The organism is Rhodoluna sp. (genome assembly GCF_036721215.1).
Classification (GTDB): Bacteria; Actinomycetota; Actinomycetes; order Actinomycetales; family Microbacteriaceae; genus Rhodoluna.
Window position 1 is genome coordinate 117,733 of sequence record NZ_DAIMLM010000002.1, and the last position, 18,188, is coordinate 135,920.

General features: G+C 49.8%; 18 protein-coding genes. 17 read left to right on the plus strand and 1 reads right to left on the minus strand.

Features of this window, described 5'->3' with window-relative positions; all coding sequences use genetic code 11:
- Window positions 1-7 precede the first annotated feature (7 nt).
- Window positions 8-1,000 (plus strand): DNA polymerase III subunit delta, encoded by a 993-nt coding sequence (holA, locus tag AC9UCN_RS03865; RefSeq protein ID WP_509523900.1) that lies wholly within the window; start codon window positions 8-10, stop codon window positions 998-1,000.
- Window positions 1,001-1,026: 26 nt separating this feature from the next.
- Here holA and rpsT read toward each other — a convergent pair whose 3' ends face one another.
- Window positions 1,027-1,290, minus strand: a complete 264-nt coding sequence (rpsT, locus tag AC9UCN_RS03870; RefSeq protein WP_509523903.1) for a 30S ribosomal protein S20 — start codon at window positions 1,288-1,290, stop codon at window positions 1,027-1,029.
- Window positions 1,291-1,445: 155 nt separating this feature from the next.
- Between rpsT and lepA the strand changes: the two genes are divergently transcribed.
- The 16 genes from lepA to AC9UCN_RS03950 all read left to right on the plus strand — a co-directional run bounded on the left by lepA (window position 1,446) and on the right by AC9UCN_RS03950 (window position 18,186).
- Complete coding sequence (lepA, locus tag AC9UCN_RS03875; RefSeq protein WP_509523905.1) at window positions 1,446-3,305, plus strand: translation elongation factor 4; 1,860 nt, start codon at window positions 1,446-1,448, stop codon at window positions 3,303-3,305.
- Window positions 3,306-4,538: a radical SAM family heme chaperone HemW gene (gene hemW / locus AC9UCN_RS03880; protein WP_509523908.1), complete on the plus strand. Its 1,233-nt coding sequence runs from the start codon at window positions 3,306-3,308 to the stop codon at window positions 4,536-4,538. It abuts the gene before it with no gap.
- A 71-nt stretch (window positions 4,539-4,609) separates the two neighbouring features.
- Window positions 4,610-5,632 (plus strand): heat-inducible transcriptional repressor HrcA, encoded by a 1,023-nt coding sequence (gene hrcA, locus AC9UCN_RS03885; protein ID WP_509523911.1) that lies wholly within the window; start codon window positions 4,610-4,612, stop codon window positions 5,630-5,632.
- Between the two features lie 3 nt (window positions 5,633-5,635).
- Window positions 5,636-6,703 carry a molecular chaperone DnaJ gene (gene dnaJ, locus AC9UCN_RS03890; RefSeq protein WP_509523913.1) on the plus strand — a complete coding sequence of 356 codons (1,068 nt, stop codon included), beginning with the start codon at window positions 5,636-5,638 and terminating at the stop codon, window positions 6,701-6,703.
- The gene (locus tag AC9UCN_RS03895; protein WP_509523915.1) at window positions 6,696-7,436 is read left to right on the plus strand and encodes a 16S rRNA (uracil(1498)-N(3))-methyltransferase; all 741 of its coding nucleotides are present in this window, start codon (window positions 6,696-6,698) and stop codon (window positions 7,434-7,436) included. Before dnaJ ends, AC9UCN_RS03895 begins: the two co-directional genes overlap by 8 nt.
- Window positions 7,437-7,462: 26 nt before the next feature.
- On the plus strand, window positions 7,463-7,801 hold the full coding sequence (locus AC9UCN_RS03900) for an HIT domain-containing protein (RefSeq protein WP_509523918.1): 339 nt from the start codon (window positions 7,463-7,465) through the stop codon (window positions 7,799-7,801).
- A complete protein-coding gene (locus tag AC9UCN_RS03905) occupies window positions 7,798-8,754 on the plus strand; it encodes a PhoH family protein (protein WP_509523921.1) in 957 nt (318 codons plus the stop codon). The genes AC9UCN_RS03900 and AC9UCN_RS03905 overlap by 4 nt, the downstream gene beginning before the upstream one ends.
- A complete protein-coding gene (gene ybeY / locus AC9UCN_RS03910; RefSeq protein ID WP_509523923.1) occupies window positions 8,755-9,228 on the plus strand; it encodes an rRNA maturation RNase YbeY in 474 nt (157 codons plus the stop codon). It abuts the gene before it with no gap.
- A complete protein-coding gene (locus AC9UCN_RS03915) occupies window positions 9,215-10,033 on the plus strand; it encodes a hemolysin family protein (RefSeq protein ID WP_509523925.1) in 819 nt (272 codons plus the stop codon). Before ybeY ends, AC9UCN_RS03915 begins: the two co-directional genes overlap by 14 nt.
- The gene (era, locus tag AC9UCN_RS03920; RefSeq protein WP_509523927.1) at window positions 10,026-10,919 is read left to right on the plus strand and encodes a GTPase Era; all 894 of its coding nucleotides are present in this window, start codon (window positions 10,026-10,028) and stop codon (window positions 10,917-10,919) included. Before AC9UCN_RS03915 ends, era begins: the two co-directional genes overlap by 8 nt.
- A gap of 123 nt (window positions 10,920-11,042) precedes the next feature.
- Window positions 11,043-12,779, plus strand: a complete 1,737-nt coding sequence (gene leuA, locus AC9UCN_RS03925) for a 2-isopropylmalate synthase (protein WP_509523930.1) — start codon at window positions 11,043-11,045, stop codon at window positions 12,777-12,779.
- A gap of 39 nt (window positions 12,780-12,818) precedes the next feature.
- A complete protein-coding gene (gene recO / locus AC9UCN_RS03930; RefSeq protein WP_509523932.1) occupies window positions 12,819-13,544 on the plus strand; it encodes a DNA repair protein RecO in 726 nt (241 codons plus the stop codon).
- Window positions 13,544-14,308, plus strand: coding sequence for an isoprenyl transferase (locus AC9UCN_RS03935; protein ID WP_509523934.1), 765 nt, complete (start codon window positions 13,544-13,546; stop codon window positions 14,306-14,308). Before recO ends, AC9UCN_RS03935 begins: the two co-directional genes overlap by 1 nt.
- Window positions 14,309-14,370: 62 nt before the next feature.
- Window positions 14,371-15,747, plus strand: a complete 1,377-nt coding sequence (locus AC9UCN_RS03940; protein WP_509523936.1) for a glycine--tRNA ligase — start codon at window positions 14,371-14,373, stop codon at window positions 15,745-15,747.
- Window positions 15,748-15,753: 6 nt separating this feature from the next.
- A complete protein-coding gene (dusB, locus tag AC9UCN_RS03945) occupies window positions 15,754-16,929 on the plus strand; it encodes a tRNA dihydrouridine synthase DusB (RefSeq protein WP_509523939.1) in 1,176 nt (391 codons plus the stop codon).
- Window positions 16,930-18,186 carry a deoxyguanosinetriphosphate triphosphohydrolase gene (locus AC9UCN_RS03950; protein WP_509523942.1) on the plus strand — a complete coding sequence of 419 codons (1,257 nt, stop codon included), beginning with the start codon at window positions 16,930-16,932 and terminating at the stop codon, window positions 18,184-18,186. It abuts the gene before it with no gap.
- Window positions 18,187-18,188 lie beyond the last annotated feature (2 nt).

The following is an 18,188-nucleotide window of genomic DNA, read 5'->3' on the forward strand; positions in this document are numbered from 1 at the left end:
TAATTAGGTGGGCAAAGCAAAACAGGTTTCTTGGCGAGCTGCCAAGCCAGCGCCAATTGTCTTTGTCTCTGGCCCGGAAGAATACTTAGCCGATCGCGCCATTCGCGCTATTAGAGATCAACTCAGGAAAAAAGACACTGGATTAGAGGTTCATGAAATTGCTGCCTCTGATTATTCAACCGGGCAACTCGATGCGCTTGCTAGCCCATCGTTATTTATGGAGCCGAGGCTACTTATCATCAGCGGAGTCGAAAAATGCAGCGATGCACTAATTGATGATGGTTTGGCGCTACTTGATAACCCACATACCGAAACCACGGTTGTTTTGCGACATAACTCCTCGAGCGTTCGAGGCAAGAAACTAGTAGATGCCATACGACTAAGCGATGCCGCAATTGAAATAGCCTGCGCCAAGATCGACAAGGACAGCGATAAAGCTGCCTTTATTCAAGCCGAGTTTGCAGCCGCGGATAGGAAAATAACACCTGGAGCAGTCAGAGCTCTATCTGATGCATTTGCTGATGACCTTGCAGAGCTTGCCGCTGCTTGCATCCAGTTACTTTCTGACCAGAGTGAAAGTATCGACGAAGCTTCGGTTGATAAGTATTACGGGGGAAGAGTCGAAACCAACGCCTTCAAGGTAGCTGACGCTGCTCTGTCCGGAAAATCCGCTGAGGCGCTGGCACTTTTAAGGCACGTGATCGCAACCGGTGCTGATCCAGTTCCGGTGGTGGCTGCATTTGCGATGAAGGTTCGCCTGATGGCCAAGGTTTATGGCAATAAGTATGCGAGTGCTTCAACAGTTGGCGCACAACCCTGGCAAATCCAGCGAGCCCAAAAAGACTTAGCTGGCTGGAGCGAAGAGGGTTTAGCAGAGGCTGTGATGGCAGTTGCCACCGCCGATGCTGCGGTCAAAGGAATGGAGCGCGATAGTGTTTTTGCGCTTGAAAAGCTTGTGCTGCTGCTATCTAATAGAGGGCAAAAAAATACCGAGGTCTAATGACCTCGGTAAGTTTCTAAAGATCTTTACTTGAGTCCAGCTACCTTCTTGGCAAGAGCTGACTTACGGTTCGCAGCCTGGGACTTGTGAATAACGCCCTTGGATACTGCCTTGTCAAGCTTGCGGCTTGCTACCTTTAGGGCTGCTGCTGCAGTTGCCTTGTCACCGGAAACGGTGGCTTCGCGGGCTGCGCGAACAACAGTCTTTAGCTCACTCTTTACAGCGCGGTTGCGCTCAGTGGCCTTGATGTTCGTGCCAATACGCTTGACCTGAGATTTGATATTTGCCATTTATTTTTCTTTCGTTTTGGGGAAACCCAACTCCGTCAAGCTTACTAGCTGGTTCCCGCCTAGGGCAACCAGCATTGGGGTAGTAGCAAGCTAGTTGGCTAGCGTTATGGGACAATGGAGGCTAGCTTTCACCCCCATAGTTTTAGGAAATTGCCTTGTCGCCACGCGCCAAATCTCAGCTGCAGCCGTCCAAGACGGCTCCGGGGCAAATTCGAAACTTCTGCATCATTGCCCACATCGACCACGGTAAGTCCACCTTGGCTGACCGCATGCTTCAGCTAACCGGGGTAGTGGATGATCGGTCTATGCGGGCCCAGTACTTAGACCGGATGGACATTGAGCGTGAACGAGGCATCACAATTAAATCCCAAGCAGTTCGTATGCCTTGGGAAGTCAACGGTGAAGTTTTTGCCTTAAACATGATCGACACCCCAGGCCACGTGGACTTCACCTATGAGGTTTCAAGATCTCTAGCTGCTTGCGAGGGAGCGGTGTTGCTAGTTGATGCCGCTCAAGGTATCGAAGCCCAGACTCTTGCAAACCTATACCTCGCCATGGAAAATGAGCTGACGATCATTCCTGTTCTAAACAAGATTGATCTTCCAGCAGCACAGCCTGACAAATACGCCGAAGAGCTAGCGAGCCTTATTGGAGGAGACCCGGCAGATTGCCTGCGAGTATCGGGTAAGACCGGCGCTGGAGTTTCTGAGCTTTTGGACAAGATCATCGCCACGGTTCCCGCTCCGGTTGGAGACGCCAACGCTCCTGCCAGAGCTATGATTTTTGACTCGGTTTATGACAGCTACCGCGGAGTGGTGACATACATCCGAATGATTGATGGATCTTTATCACCGAGGGAAAAGATTCAGATGATGTCTACTCGTGCCGTACACGAGTTACTAGAAATTGGAGTGAGCTCACCTGAGCCAGAACCAACTCAGGGGTTGGGCGTTGGTGAAGTTGGCTATTTGATTACCGGCGTAAAAGATGTTCGGCAATCCAAGGTTGGTGACACCGTAACAACAGTTTCAAAGCCAGCCACCCAAGCGCTAACCGGTTACTCAGAGCCACTTCCGATGGTTTTCTCTGGTGTGTACCCAATTGATGGCTCGGACTATCCAGATCTTCGAGAGGCCCTTGATCGACTAAAGCTTTCCGACGCTGCTTTGGTTTATGAACCCGAAACTTCCGTTGCCCTAGGCTTTGGTTTCCGCTGTGGCTTTTTGGGGCTGCTGCACCTAGAAATCGTTACCGAGCGACTGCAGCGCGAGTTTGGTTTGGAGCTAATTGCAACGGCCCCTTCGGTTGTCTATGAAGTAACACTTGATGATGGCAAGGAAGTGACTGTCACTAACCCCAGCGAATTTCCTACCGGCAAAATCAAAAAGGTTTTGGAGCCAATGGTCAAGGCCACTGTTTTGGCGCCCAAGGATTATGTCGGAACCATCATGGAGCTTTGCCAGACTCGTCGCGGCGTCATGATTGACATGCAATATCTTGGCGAGGATCGGGTGCAACTTCGTTACACCCTTCCACTTGCCGAGATTGTTTTCGACTTTTTTGATCAGCTAAAGAGCAAGACCCAAGGTTACGGATCTTTGGACTACGAAGAAGTCGGTTTAGCTGAGGGTGATCTGGTGAAAGTTGATCTGCTATTACAAGGAGAGCAAGTTGACGCGTTTAGCGCCATTGTTCACAAAGACAAGGCCTACGCTTACGGTGTGATGATTACCGGAAAGCTTCGTGAACTAATTCCAAGGCAGCAATTTGAAGTTCCGATTCAAGCTGCAATCGGAGCAAGAATTATCGCCCGTGAATCAATTCGTGCTGTTCGAAAAGACGTGCTTGCTAAGTGCTACGGAGGAGACATTTCTCGTAAGCGCAAGCTACTGGAGAAGCAAAAAGAAGGTAAGAAGCGCATGAAGATGGTTGGGCGAGTGGAAGTGCCGCAGGAAGCCTTCATTGCCGCACTTTCTTCAGATGGCGAAAAAAAGGGCGAAAAGAAGGCTAAGTAATTGGCAGCCCCTCTTCCACTTGGCGATAAGCCTCCAGAAAACGGTTTGTTTTCACCGGCTGAGATCGTTGGCTCGGAATCCAGGTCTTTTCATGCCTACGTGCACATTCCCTTTTGCACGGTGAAGTGCGGCTACTGCGATTTCAATACCTATACCTCAAGTGAACTTGGAACCCTAAAGCAGAGTGATTTTGCTGCAACATTAATTCAAGAGATCATCCTTTCTGCAAAGATTTTGAAGCAATCAAGTATTGCTCAAAGAAAACTGAAGACAGTCTTTTTTGGTGGCGGGACTCCATCGCTTTTGCCAGCAGCTGATCTAATTGCCATTCTGGATTGTCTGGAAGCCGAGTTTGGTTTTCAGCAAGATGCAGAGATCACCTTTGAGGCCAATCCTGACTCGGTAACAAAGGATGGCCTTTCTGCATTGAGAGCTGCTGGGTTCAACAGAATTTCGATTGGAATGCAGTCGGCTGTTCCAGAGGTACTGAAAACCCTAGAGCGAACCCACGATCCAGAAAACGTTTCTATCGCTCTCGGAATTGCTAAGGCCCTTGGCTTTAGAACTTCTCTGGATCTAATCTTTGGAGCCCCAGGCGAGACACTGCAGCAGTGGGAGCAAACCATTCGTCAGGTTATTAACTTAGACCCAGGACACCTTTCGGCGTATTCGTTGATCGTTGAACCTGGAACAAAGCTCGCCAGGCAGATTAGTTCGGGGGAGCTAGCTCAAGTGGATGAGGACTTGCAGGCAGATAAGTACGAGCTTGCGGACAAGCTACTTTCCGAAGCCGGTTACAACTGGTACGAGATAAGTAACTGGTCCAAAACTCCAGAACTCAATTCCAATCACAACCTGGCTTACTGGAGCGGGCAAGACTGGTGGGGCTATGGTCCAGGGGCTCACTCGCATCTTGGTTCGGTGCGTTGGTGGAATCACAAGCATCCGCTTAGCTATGCGAACCTACTTGAGAAAAACGTTTCGCCAGCCGCCGGCAGGGAGCAGCTCGATCGTGAAACTTCGGCCCTTGAACGCATTTTGCTTGAATCCAGAACTTCAGAAGGCATGTCAATTGACCAGATCAAGAAGCTACAGCCAGGTAGCGAAGTAGCAATTTCGCAACTGATTGCTGATGGCTTGATTGAGGGCCCACAGGCAATTGCGGGGAAGCTACTTTTGACCCTGAAGGGACGCTTGCTTGCCGACGCAGTTGTTCGAGCACTATCCAGCTGACACTTATTTACCTGTAGCGGGTAATATTGGCACTCATAAGCAATGAGTGCTAACTAGGTAGGTGATTGAGCTTGATTTCGGAAAGACCCCTCGAGGTTCTAAAAGCAATCGTGCAAGATTACATCCAGAGCAATGAGCCAGTTGGCTCCAAGTCTTTAGTTGAGCGCCACTCCTTCGGAGTTTCCGCGGCCACCATTCGAAACGACATGGCGATTCTGGAAGAAGAAGAATTAATTGCCGCCCCTCACACTTCCAGCGGTCGAGTCCCAACAGATAAGGGGTATCGCTTATTTGTTGATCGTCTAAACGAAGTCAAGCCAATTAGCAATGCTGAGCGCGCTGCAATTGAAGGCTTCATGTCAAAAAGCTCAGACCTTGACGAAACTCTTAGCCAAACAGCACGCTTACTTTCCCAGCTAACCAATGAAATTGCTCTGGTGCAGTATCCAAGCCTTGGCAAAGCGTCGGTTAGACACATTGAGCTAATCGCCATTGATGATAAGCGTCTTTTATTGATGCTCATTACCGACTCTGGTCGGATTCAGCAGCACGTGATGGAAGTAGCCTCAGGCTACGAAGCATCAGCGGTTGAAAAGCTTCGCAACTTTCTGAATGACAAGGTTGCCGGTAAGCCGCTTTCTCAAGTGAACAAGACACTTCGTGCATCTAAAGATGAGATCACTGGGCCACTACAAGCACTTGCTAGCACTGTGATTCCAGAGGTTGCATTACTAGTTGACGCCAATAGCCAAGAAAAGATTCTGCTTGCCGGAACCTCCAACCTCGCAAAGCGCCAGGGGGAGTTTCCAGGAAGCATCTCACCGGTACTTGAAGCCATTGAAGAGCAGGTAGTTTTACTCAAGTTGATTTCCGAGATGCAGGCCGATCAACACGGCATCTCATTACGAATTGGTAGAGAGAACACCGTTGATGCACTTTCAAATACCTCAGTCTTAGTTTCTGGATACGAAAACCAGGGAAGCGAAGTTGCGAAGGTTGGGGTAATTGGTCCAACCAGAATGGATTACTCATCCAACATCGGTGCTGTTCGAGCGGTTGCCAGGTACCTCACGCAATCTCTTGGAGGACTCTAACTCTTGGCTGATCATTACGAGATACTTGGCGTTTCCAGGAGCGCTTCTTCAGAGGAAATCAAAAAAGCATATCGAAAGTTAGCTCGTGAGCTACACCCAGATGTAAACGACTCGGACGATGCTCAAGAGCGCTTTAAGTTGGTAACTCACGCCTTCGAAGTGTTAGGTGATGACCATGCAAGGCGTCGATACGACTCTGGTGGTGACTCTCAGAGCTTTGGCTTTGGTGATATCTTTGAGACTTTCTTTGGCGGTGGCCAGCGCGGACCTCGCTCTAGAGCTGAACGAGGTCAAGATGCCCTGCTTCGAGTTGAGCTAAGTTTCGAAGAAGCAATCTTTGGAGTTGAGAAATCAATTCCGGTTGACACGGCTGTTTTATGCGATACCTGTAATGGCAGTTGTGCCAAGCCTGGCACCAGCCCGAGAGTTTGTGACATCTGCCACGGAAGTGGTCAGGTGCAAACTCAAGTTCGTTCACTGCTTGGTGCCATGGTTACAACTAGCCCATGCGGCTCTTGTCGCGGATACGGTCACGTAATCCCGGAGCCTTGTTTAGATTGTCGTGGCCAGGGAAGAGTGCGGGCAAGAAGAGACATCGAACTGAAAATCCCTGCTGGCGTGGAAGATGGGATTAGGTTGCAGCTATCTGGCTCCGGTGAAGTTGGATTTGGTGGCGGCCCAAGCGGGGATCTCTATGTTGATGTTTCTATTGCCCCGCATCAGATATTCGGTAGATCCGGTGATGAGCTTACTTGCGAGCTAGAGCTACCACTTCATGAGGCAGCTCTTGGAACGTTGGTAAAGATAAAGACTTTTGATGGGGAACTTGAATTACAAATTCCAGCCGGTTCGCAAACCGGTGACACCGTAAGCGTAAAGGGAAAAGGTTTTGGCAGGCTTCGCCAATCTGGCAGAGGTGACTTGGTTGTCACTCTCTCGGTAAAGATTCCAACCAAGTTGGACTCAAAGCAAAAGGAACTATTTCGAACTCTTGCCGGCTTGCGTAAAGCTGATACCGCCGGCCTTGTCCCGAGAAAGTCAGGCGCGTTCCAGGGAAGACGCCGTGGTTGAGCCACTTTTTATTTCACCCATTCCCTCTGATACAAAAGCTGGCTCCAAAATCAAAATTGCTGGCGCCGAAGCAAAACATGCAATATCGGTTCGCAGACTACAAACTGGCGAGGCAATAGCCGTATCTGATGGTCAGGGCCAAAAGGTTCGCGGCAAGGTCAGTCAACTGTCCAAGGAATTTCTAGAGCTGGATGTTGAATCACTGGAAACAATTGACAGGCCAAAGCCGCAACTAGTTCTTGTTCAGGCCTTAGCCAAGGGAGATCGCGATGAAATGGCGGTGCAGGCCTGCACCGAGCTTGGCATTCAAACTGTGATTCCCTGGCAGAGCGAAAGATCAGTTTCTATCTGGAAACCCGAAAAACAAGACAAGCACCGACTTCGCTGGCAAACCATCGCAACCGAGGCTGCCAAGCAATCGCTTAGACCCTTTGTGCCTGAGGTCGAGAAGGTTTTGGGAACCAGTGAGCTGGTAGATCGCCTGAAGAGTTTCGATCTGACGCTTGTATTGGACCCAACCTCAACCACCTCCCTGACGAGTGTGCCAATCGTGGGACAGCAGTCGATAGCCATCGTTGTCGGCCCAGAGGGTGGAATTAGCCCGCAAGAACTTGAACAGTTTCGCTCCGCTGAACTGAGCCTGGTTGGTCTTGGAAGCGGCATTTTGAGAACATCCACAGCTGGTGTGGCGGTAGTTTCCTACCTTCAGGCAACCCTTGGAAATTGGAGCTAGGGCTAGCTAAAACTAGACTGAACTACATGACGGAAGCTAACTGCATCTTTTGCAAAATTGTCTCAGGCGATATTGCCTCGGACAAAATTGCAGAAACTGCGAACACCTTGGCATTTAGGGACATTGCTCCGCTATCAAAGGTCCACCTTTTAGTGATTCCCAAAAAGCATTACAAGAATGTTGTTGAGCTTTCGGAAGCATCTCCTGCGGTACTGGGTGAGCTAATGTCGCAGGCAACCTCACTGGCTCAAGAACACACCAATGGCTCTTTCAAGCTACAGTTCAATACCGGCAGCGAAGCTGGACAGACCATTTTTCACGCCCACGCTCACGTTTTATCAGACAACTCAAAGGACGGCTCTTGACATCATCCGAATCTAAAGATTCAAAAACTGTCGTAATTGAAATTTCCGGTGTTGACCCCATATTCGTATTTGGGCCTGAAGACAAACTACTTAGAACCATCGAGGAAAGCTTCCCAGATGTTCGCTTTACAGCGCGCGGCAATGAGATTGAAATTTCTGGACCTAGTTCATCTGTTGCTCTAGCCGAGCAGCGCTTGAGGCAGATTATCTCTGCCGTTTCTTCAGGTAGGGAAGTTACCCCAGCCGATCTGAGAAGAACCGAGCCTGATCTTCTCTCACAAAGCATTCTTAGTTCCAGAGGTAAGTCGATCAGACCAAAAACCGCTGGTCAAAAAGAGTATGTCGAGTCAATCGATAAAAACACCATTGTTTTTGGGATTGGTCCTGCTGGAACCGGAAAGACCTACCTAGCTATGGCAAAGGCCGTGCAGGCTCTGCAGCGCAAGGAAGTTTCCAGAATCATCTTGACCAGGCCAGCAGTTGAAGCCGGAGAGCGCCTTGGCTTTCTTCCGGGAACTCTGAGCGAGAAAATCGATCCTTACCTAAGACCATTATTTGATGCCCTGCACGAGATGCTGGATCCTGATGCAGTGCCAAGGATGATTGCCACCGGAACCATTGAAGTCGCGCCGCTTGCCTACATGCGAGGCCGGACGCTGAATGACTCGTTCATTATCTTGGACGAGGCTCAAAACACCACGGCAGAGCAGATGAAGATGTTTCTAACTCGCCTGGGATTCAATTCGAAGATGGTTGTTACAGGAGACATCACTCAAGTTGACCTGCAAGGCGGAGTATCTGGGCTACGAGTTGCCTCGAGAGTTCTTGCCAACGTTGAAGATGTTTACTTCTCCCAGATGAGCTCCGCAGATGTCATTAGACATCCGCTTGTTGGAAAGATCGTGGATGCCTATGATCGAGCTGACGCCGCCAATCCCAAAAAGGCTAAGTAGTTGAGTATTGAAATAAGTAACGAAACCGAATTTGCTGTTGATGAAGTTCGGGTTCTTAGACTTGCCGAGTTTGCCCTGGATCGAATGAAAATTGATCCAGCGGCTGAGCTAGCAATTATCTTTGTCGACGAACCGGCTATGGAGCAATTGCATTTGCAGTGGATGGATGAGCCAGGGCCAACTGATGTCCTTAGTTTTCCGATGGATGAGCTTCGCCCAGGAACTGAGTCAGAGCCAACGCCTGCTGGCTTACTTGGAGACATTGTTATTTGCCCAACCGTTGCTCAAAAGCAAGCGCTAACAGCTGGCCATGAAACCATCAACGAGATTCTTCTTTTGACCACCCATGGATTGCTGCACCTGTTGGGCTTTGATCACGCGGAACCAGAAGAAGAACTTGAGATGTTTGGCATTCAGAAGTCAATTTTGAAGGCCTACTACGAAAGCGAGAGCAGTCAACTTGTCGGAGAGTAACAGGTTCGCCTTTATCGGCAAAGTATTTGCAAGAAAGCAGGTGGACTCCACCGAGGCTGAGGAGTATGAGCAAGACCTAATTGAATCAGTCGAGGACTTTTCAGAGACCATTACCCGCGAGGTAATGATTCCAAGAATTGACATCGCAACAATCACTGCCGAATCCAATCTAGATAGTGCGATGACCATGTTTTTATACAGCGGCTATTCTCGCCTACCGGTTACTGGCAAGAACACAGATGACATCGTGGGGATCTTGTACCTAAAGGATGTAGCGAAGATTCTTCACGAAACCCCAAAGCTCATGTTTGAAAAAACCGCGGAGGACCTTGCCAGGTCAGCAATATTCGTACCGGAGTCCAAGCCACTTAAGGACCTTTTGCAGGACATGCAAAAAAGCTTCACCCACATAGCCATAGTGATCGATGAGTACGGCGGGGTAGCGGGACTTGTGACCATGGAAGACGTTATTGAAGAGCTAGTTGGTGACATCGCGGATGAGTACGACAAAGAGGTCCCTGATGTAGAGAAGCTAGCAGTGGACCTTTATCGCGTAAATGCTCGTTTTTCTCTTTTTGAACTAGGAGAACTACTAGAAATCGAGCTAGAAGACGATGACGTTGATTCCGTTGGTGGTTGGCTAACCAAGAGCCTGGGTGCTCTTCCAAAACTTGGTGATCAGATTGTGATCAACAACCTAGAACTTACTGCCGATAGAGTTGAGGGCCGGGCCAAGAGGCTTGTAACCGTCTTAGTTCGAGTACTTGCTGAAAAGGAACCTGAGGAACAGTCAACTGATGAGTAGTGAATTTCGCGCTGGGTTTGTGACCTTCGTTGGTCGACCCAATGTCGGAAAATCAACTCTCACAAACGCCCTGGTCGGCGAAAAGATAGCTATCACGAGTGACAAACCGCAAACCACAAGAAAAGCCATTCGGGGCATTGCCCATCTCGATTCCGGTCAACTAATCATTGTTGACACCCCTGGTCTTCATCGCCCAAGGACATTACTTGGTGAAAGACTCAACGACCTAGTCGCCTCAACTCTTGGCGAGGTGGACGTAATAGGAATGTGTTTCCCAGCTGGTGACAAAATCGGCCCTGGGGATAAGTTCATCAACGAACAGCTAAGTAGCTTTCCAAAGGCCAAGTGCGTCGCGATTGTCACCAAGAGCGAGACAGTGTCTAGAGAAGAACTAGCGAATCAACTGCTCGAGGTTTCTAAACTTCGCGACTGGAGCGAAATCATCCCAGTATCTGCCCTAGCTGGTTCCCAGCTAGATGAGTTAGCTCAATTACTTGTTGGCATGATGCCACTATCTGAAGAGCTTTACCCTAAAGAGACAATCACTGACGAATCGATTGAGTCCCGAATCTGTGAACTGATTCGAGAAGCATCCCTGGAAGGGGTTCGTCACGAGCTTCCGCACTCACTAGCGGTAACCATGGACGAGATGAAAAAACGAGAGAACTCTGAGCTAACCGATATTCACGCCAACATATTTGTGGAGCGCGATAGTCAAAAAGGCATTGTTTTAGGCAAGGGCGGTTCGCGCCTAAAAGACGTGGGGACCAGAGCCCGCAAGGAGATAGAAGCTCTTATCGGAGGACCAGTGTTTCTAAGCCTCAGGGTGAAGATTGCTCACGAGTGGCAGCGAGATCCAAAGCAGCTAGGAAAACTGGGCTTTTAAGTGTTAGCCTTTTTTGGTGTTCTCTGAGCTACTACTTAGTGGCCGCGGCGAGGCCTAACCACCGGCCTTCCTCGTCGCGGGGCTTTGTTATAGCCGACTCAGACCATCTTTAGGAGAACACAATTGCAAAACAACCAAAAACCTTCTTCGATGCCGGTGCATCGATATAAGCCTTTTCACGAGCAAATAAAATTTGAGCTCCCGGATCGCACCTGGCCAACCAAGCGCATAGAAAAAACCCCGCGCTGGTGTGCGGTGGATCTTCGCGACGGTAATCAGGCCCTGATTGATCCAATGTCGCCAGAGCGCAAACTAAAGATGTTTCAGCTTCTGGTTCGCATGGGATACAAAGAGATTGAAGTTGGCTTTCCTTCGGCTAGCCAGACCGACTTTGACTTTGTTCGAGTGCTAATCAACGACTCTCACATCCCAGATGATGTCACGATTCAGGTTTTGACTCAGGCCAGGGATCACCTAATTGAACGCACTTATGAGTCGCTTGTTGGAGCCAAGAATGTAATTGTGCACTTCTATAACTCGACTTCTGTGCTGCAGCGAAAAGTTGTTTTCAACCAGGACAAAGACGGCATCAAGAAAATTGCCTTGGACGCGGCTAAGAAGTGCAAATCACTAGAGCACATGCTTCCAGGAACCAATGTCTATTACGAGTACTCACCAGAAAGCTATACCGGTACCGAATTGGAGTACGCACTCGAGGTTTGCAACGCGGTAATTGAGGAGATTGCTCCAACTCCAGATCGGAAGATGGTAATCAATCTTCCAGCGACCGTTGAGATGACCACCCCAAATGTTTACGCGGATTCAATCGAATGGATGAGCAGAAGGCTTACTAACCGCGAGAGCGTTATTTTGTCGCTGCACCCGCACAACGACCGCGGAACCGCTATTGCAGCTGCCGAACTTGGCTATATGGCCGGGGCCGACCGCATCGAGGGCTGCCTATTTGGAAACGGTGAGCGAACCGGAAACGTTGACCTGGTGACTCTTGGATTGAACTTGTTCTCGCAGGGAATTGATCCGCAGATTGATTTTGGCGACATCGACGAGATCAAGCGCACCGTTGAGTACTGTAACCAGCTTCCGGTTGCGGAGCGATCTCCCTACGGTGGTGACCTGGTTTACACAGCATTTTCTGGCTCGCATCAAGACGCCATCAAAAAAGGCTTTGAGGCCATGCAGAAAACCGCTACCGAAGCAGGAAAAGATATATCTGAGCTTGAGTGGGCAGTGCCATATCTTCCAATTGATCCGATGGATGTTGGAAGAAGCTACGAGGCGGTTATTCGCGTTAACTCTCAGTCCGGTAAGGGCGGCGTTGCCTACCTATTGAAATCTGACCACTCACTGGATCTTCCGAGAAAGCTCCAGATCGAGTTCTCCAGGGTGGTGCAGGGTCTCACCGATAGCGAAGGTGGCGAAGTAAGCTCCGAGAAACTTTGGGAGATCTTCCAAGACGAGTACCTTCCTGCGCCAATTGAAAAGTCCGAGCTTAAGTGGGGCCGCTTTGAACTAAAGCGCATGAAGACCGAAAGCGAAATGGATGGCGAGCTAAAACTTCAGATAGTGCTGCGCGATGGTGACAAAGAAGTTCAGGCCTCTGGAACCGGAAATGGTCCAATCTCTGCTTTCTTGTCGATCCTTGGTGCGCAGGGTGTGGAGACTAGATTGCTTGACTACATTGAGCACACCATGAGCGCTGGCGGAGACGCCCAGGCCGCTTCGTATATTGAGCTTGATGTGGCGGGAAAGACCCTTTGGGGAGTGGGAATCGATTCTGACATCGCGACTTCTTCGCTCAAAGCGGTTATTTCGGGAGTAAATCGCGCCATACGTGCCTGACAGATGCTCTAGGTCGCATGCTCGTAAGATACTGGTCTAGTGCCCGTTTATCGCGATGAAGCCGTTGTGCTTCGAACTCACAAGCTAGGCGAAGCTGACCGCATCGTCACTTTGTTATCGCGCTACCGCGGCCAAATCAGAGCCGTTGCTAAAGGTGTTCGCAGAACCGCCTCCAAGTTTGGTTCCAGACTTGAGCCATTTATGGTTGTTGATGCACAGTTTTATGAGGGCAAGAATTTAGACATCGTGAACCAGGTTGAAACTATCGGCTCTTACGGCGGATCAATAATTGACGACTACGGTGCATTTACCGCAGCCAATGCAATGGTTGAAGCAGCCGAGCGATTGACCATGGAAGAGTCTTCACCGCAGCAGTATCTTTTGTTGGTCGGAGCACTTCGCTCGCTTGCAACCAAAGAGCATGACTCATCGCTGATTTTGGATTCTTACCTGTTGCGCGCATTGGCTATTGCCGGTTGGGCTCCAAGCTTTGATGACTGCGCACGCTGTGACGCCAAGGGCCCACACACCTCTTTTGTTATGCAGTTAGGTTCTGTGGTCTGTCCAGAATGCAAGCCAATCGGGGCGATTTCATTATCAGTCGAGACAACAGCCCTGCTTGGCGCCTTGCTATCTGGCGATTGGGAACTAGCAGAAGATTCCGCACCAGGCGCCAGAGCAAACGCATCGGGTATCGTAGCTGCGTATAGTCAGTGGCATATTGAGCGCGGTCTTAAATCAATGCCCCACGTCGAAAGAGCATGATGGAGTTTCAGCCAGTAACAAAAAAGGGCATCAAGGTCCCTAAGTTTTCTCAGGTTCCAAAGCACATCGCAATAGTGATGGATGGAAATGGCCGCTGGGCAAATAAGCGAGGACTTCCAAGAGTCGAAGGTCACAAAGCCGGTGAGGCAGCACTTCTTGACGTGGTAGCAGGAGCCATCGAAGCTGGTGTTTCGGAGCTATCTGTTTTTGCGTTTTCCACTGAGAACTGGAAACGATCCCCTGAAGAAGTGCGCTTTCTAATGGGGTTCAACAAAGAGGTACTTAGAGATCGTCGGGACCAGCTAAATAACTGGGGCGTAAAGGTTCGCTGGGTTGGCAGAAGACCAAAGCTTTGGGCCAGCGTTATTGATGAGCTAGAAGAAGCTCAGAGGATGACCAAGAAGAACAAGGTTCTTACTTTGACGATGTGCGTGAACTACGGTTCACGCATTGAGATCGTGGACACCGTAAACGAGATCACTCAGTTGGTTGCTAAAAAGAAACTCAAGGCCGGATCTATCACCGAGAGAAGTTTTGGCAAACTGCTATCAACGAACCCGCTAAAAGATGTTGACCTATTTGTTCGATCCTCAGGAGAGAAGCGCATGTCAAACTTCTTGCTCTGGCAAAGTGCCTACGCCGAGCTGGTATTTAGTGAAGTGCTCTGGCCAGATTTCGACCGCCAGGAGCTCTGGCGGGCAATTGAGCAGTACTCGACAAGGCAGCGCCGCTTTGGGGCTGCAGTCGATAACCCTAAGGGCTAACTAGCCAACTAAACTGGGGTTCAGCCTTAGTTCAGGCTTTATCTATCTATTTGGAGTACAAATTGGCCACCACCAATCGTCTAGATTCGGCAATTGCCCTCGCTAAGCGCAGAGGCTTTGTCTTTCCAGCCGGAGAAATCTATGGCGGTACCCGTTCAGCTTGGGATTATGGACCACTTGGAGTTGAACTCAAAGAAAACATCAAGCGTCAGTGGTGGCGCTCTGTTGTCAACAGCCGTGAGGACGTAGTTGGCCTAGATTCCTCTGTAATCTTGCCAAGAAAAGTATGGGAAGCTTCCGGACACGTAAAAGAGTTTGTTGATCCACTTATTGAGTGCACCAGCTGCAACAAAAGATTCCGCCAGGATCACCTCGAGGAAGCTTTTGAAGAGAAAAAGGGCCGCGCTCCAGAGTCAATGAAGGACATCGCTTGCCCTAACTGTGGCACAAGGGATGCCTGGACTGAACCCAAGCAGTTCAATGGTCTACTAAAGACCCACCTGGGACCTGTGGAAGATGAATCTGGAATGCATTACCTAAGGCCAGAAACCGCTCAGGGAATCTTCGTAAATTTTGCCAACGTCCTAGGAGCGGCTCGAATGAAGCCGCCATTTGGAATTGGTCAAATTGGAAAGAGCTTCCGTAACGAGATCACCCCTGGAAACTTTATCTTTAGAACTCGCGAATTTGAGCAAATGGAGATGGAATTCTTCGTTCAACCGGGAACCGACGAAACCTGGCATGAGTACTGGATTCAAGAACGCTTCAACTGGTATGTAAATCTTGGAATTAATGCTGAAAACTTAAGGTTGTTCGAGCACCCCAAGGAAAAACTTTCTCACTATTCTAAGCGCACAGTAGATATCGAATACCGCTTTGGTTTTCCTGGAAGCGAATTTGGTGAACTCGAGGGAGTTGCTAACCGGACTGACTTTGACCTAGCAACTCACGCAAGAGAATCAGGTGTTGACCTTAGCTACTTCGATCAGAGCATCAATGAGCGCTGGACGCCTTATGTTATTGAGCCAGCGGCGGGTCTGACTAGATCTCTCATGGCCTTCTTGGTCGACGCCTACGCTGAGGACGAAGCGCCAAACACTAAAGGTGGCGTGGATGTAAGAACCGTGCTGCGCTTGGACTACAGATTGGCACCGGTGAAGGCAGCCGTGCTTCCACTTTCTCGCAATGAAGATCTTTCACCGGTTGCAAGGAAACTCGCCAACGATCTGCGTGAGAGCTGGAACATTGACTTTGACGATTCCGGCGCAATCGGACGACGTTACCGCAGGCAAGATGAAATTGGAACTCCTTTTTGCATCACTGTTGATTTTGACTCTTTGCAGGATCAGGCGGTCACCGTTCGCGAGCGAGACAGCATGGAGCAGCAGCGAGTTTCTTTAGACAAGCTAAAGGGTTACCTGGCCGAGAAGTTGGTCTAATCATTCATGCAGTCACAAACTAAACCGGCTCTAAGCTATGGCAACATAGCGATCGATGTGCCGGTAGTACTTGCTCCAATGGCTGGCATCACAAACACCGCCTATCGAAGACTCTGCCAAGGCTTTGGCGGAGGCCTATACGTGTCGGAAATGGTTACCTCGAGAGCTCTTGTAGAGAGAACTGAAGAGTCCATGAGACTTATTGGTCACCACGAGAGCGAAAAGGTTCGCTCTGTTCAGCTATATGGAGTTGATCCAAAAACCATCGCAGATGCAGTCACCATGCTGGTCTCTGAAGATCGCGCCGACCACATCGATCTAAACTTTGGCTGCCCAGTTCCAAAAGTCACTCGGAAAGGTGGCGGAGCAGCTCTTCCTTGGAAGCAAGATCTTTTCCAAGCGATTGTTCAAAATGCAGTTAAGGCTGCCGGGGAAATTCCTGTGACGGTCAAAATGCGCAAGGGCATCGACGCTGACCATCTGACTTTCTTGGAGTCCGGAAAAGCCGCAAGGGATGCCGGGGTAGCGGCTGTTGCCCTGCACGGTCGAACCGCCGCTGATTACTACTCTGGCAAAGCCGACTGGGACGCGATTGCGGAACTTAGAGCGGCATTACCCGATGTTCAAGTTCTTGGAAACGGAGACATCTGGTCTGCACAGGATGCCGTAAACATGATGAAGCAAACCGGTGTTGATGGCGTGGTTGTTGGTAGAGGATGCCTCGGCAGGCCCTGGCTTTTTGCAGATTTAGAAAACGCCTTCCGCGCTTATCTTGAAAACCCAAATGCCAACATCAATTACTCGCAGGTCCAACCAAACTTGGGCGAGGTTGCAGACGCCTTCAAGAAGCATGCGGAACTTCTTGTCGAGTTCTTCGGTGATGAATTGCGTGCCTGCAGGGATATCAGAAAGCACGTTGCTTGGTACTTCAAGGGTTACCCGGTTGGCGGTTCCTTACGCGCGGCTCTTGCAAGTGTTGAAACCCTGACCCACATGGATGAACTTCTTGGAACGTTGGATCGCAGCATGCCATACCCAGGAGACGAAGCCGAGGGCCCAAGAGGAAGAGCCGGGGGAATGAAGAGCTGCGCTTTGCCAGAGCACTGGTTGGGTTCCAGGGAGCTTGGCGATTCCGCGAGAGCGTCGCTTTTGGAAGCTGAACTTAGTGTTTCGGGTGGCTAAATGATTAGCCGAGGTTATCAAGACTCAGATCAAGAAAGATTTGTTCCAGAAGATCGCTCGGGCTCAATCAAGCGGGGCGAATTTGCAAGAGATCGAGCTAGAGTTTTGCACTCTTCGGCTCTTCGAAGGCTCGGTGCTAAGACTCAGGTGCTGTCGCCTTCAAATGGTGATTTCGCCAGAACCAGGCTTACCCACTCACTTGAGGTTGCTCAAGTCGGTCGCGAGATGGCACAAGAACTCGGTATTGACCCAGATGTAGTTGATACCGCTTGCTTAGCTCACGATTTGGGGCACCCTCCCTTTGGTCACAATGGCGAAGCAGCACTAAACGAGTGGTCCCAAGAATTCGGTGGATTCGAGGGCAATGCCCAAACGCTGAGACTTCTTTCTCGAATCGAACCAAAAGTATTTGATGGAAACGGAAAAAGCCGCGGTCTAAACCTCACTCGCGCAGTGTTGGATGCATCGTGTAAGTACCCGTGGTCTAGAGAATCAGGCAAGGCAGAATCTGGTGGAGACTACTCAGTGAAGTTTGGTTACTACCAGGACGACAAAGAAGTTTTCGAATTCCTACGAGCTGGTGCAACACCAATGCGTAAGTGCATTGAAGCCGAGGTCATGGATTTTGCGGATGATGTTGCCTATTCAGTCCACGACTTTGAGGATGCCATTGTTTCGGGATACGTGAATCTGGCAGAGATCAACTCGGCAGCTTCTCATGCGGGATTGCTACAAAAGATCTCAGAGTGGGACGGGTCAGAGATGACTATTTCAGATTTCGAACAAGCGCTTGCTAGGTTGCGTTCAAATAGTTATTGGCTCTCAAGTCACAGTGGCCAAATGACAGATCAGGCAACCCTTAAGAACCTAACTAGCGCTCTGATTGGCTCATTCGTTAGAAGAACCACAGACCAAACAGAATCAGCAAATGCTTCCGAGCATTTAGTTAGGTACCAAGGAGCCCTGGTGGTTCCATCAGAAGTTAGGGCTGAGATAGCGGTTCTAAAAGGAATAGTGTCTGCCTATTTGATGTCGGATGAGAAAAGGCAGCCCTACTACCAATGGCAAAGGGCGATTCTTTCAGAGCTCGCAGATGCGCTGCTGGCAGCCAACGGCAAGCACCTAGATACTTACTGCGCTAGTGCCTGGCAGGATGCGACCACGCAGGAGCAAAAACACCGTGTGATTGTTGACCAAGTAGCGTCACTTACTGACGTATCTGCTCTTAGCCTGCACCACGAACTAGTGACTAAATAGGA